The sequence below is a fragment of the Castellaniella daejeonensis genome (assembly GCF_039523555.1).
GTDB classification, from domain to species: Bacteria; Pseudomonadota; Gammaproteobacteria; order Burkholderiales; family Burkholderiaceae_B; genus Castellaniella; species Castellaniella daejeonensis.
This window is the reverse complement of the sequence record NZ_BAAAFN010000025.1, coordinates 1-1,058: the sequence shown is the minus strand read 5'-3', so window position 1 is coordinate 1,058 and position 1,058 is coordinate 1. Positions and strand designations below refer to the sequence as shown.

Annotated in this window: 1 protein-coding gene; it reads left to right on the top strand. The window is 64.6% G+C overall.

What is annotated here, in order from left to right:
- Positions 1 to 1,058, top strand: a 1,058-nt coding sequence (gene tuf / locus ABD022_RS14785) for an elongation factor Tu (protein ID WP_343822187.1), incomplete at both ends; no start/stop codon positions are given.

Genomic DNA, 1,058 nt, shown 5'->3' with positions numbered 1-1,058 from the left:
ACGGCAAGACGACGCTGACGGCGGCGATCACGACGGTGCTGTCCAAGGCGGGCGGCGGCGAAGCCAAGGGCTACGACCAGATCGACAACGCGCCCGAAGAAAAGGCGCGCGGGATCACGATCAACACCTCGCACGTGGAATACGAGACGGCTTCGCGCCACTATGCGCACGTGGACTGCCCGGGCCACGCCGACTACGTGAAGAACATGATCACGGGTGCGGCGCAGATGGACGGCGCGATCCTGGTGGTGTCGGCCGCTGACGGCCCGATGCCGCAGACGCGCGAGCACATCCTGCTGGCGCGCCAGGTGGGCGTGCCCTACATCATCGTGTTCCTGAACAAGTGCGACATGGTCGACGACGAGGAACTGCTGGAACTGGTCGAGATGGAAGTGCGCGAGCTGCTCTCGAAGTACGACTTCCCGGGCGATGACACGCCGATCGTGAAGGGTTCGGCCAAGCTGGCGCTGGACGGCGACGAGGGCCCGCTGGGTTCGCAGGCGATCATGAAGCTGGCCGAAGCGCTGGACAGCTACATCCCGACGCCGGAGCGCGCGGTCGACGGCACGTTCCTGATGCCTGTGGAAGACGTGTTCTCGATCTCGGGTCGCGGCACGGTGGTGACCGGCCGTATCGAGCGCGGCGTGATCAAGGTCGGCGAGGAAATCGAGATCGTGGGTATCCACGAGACGGTGAAGACGACGTGCACGGGCGTTGAGATGTTCCGCAAGCTGCTGGACCAGGGCGAGGCGGGCGACAACGTGGGTATTCTGCTGCGCGGCACCAAGCGCGAGGAAGTCGAGCGCGGCCAGGTGCTGGCCAAGCCCGGTTCGATCCACCCGCACACGGACTTCACGGCCGAGGTGTACATTCTGTCCAAGGAAGAAGGTGGCCGTCACACGCCGTTCTTCAAGGGCTATCGTCCGCAGTTCTACTTCCGCACGACGGACGTGACTGGCACGATCGAGCTGCCGGCCGACAAGGAAATGGTGCTGCCTGGCGATAACGTGTCGATGACGGTGAGCCTGATTGCGCCGATCGCCATGGAAGAAGGCCTG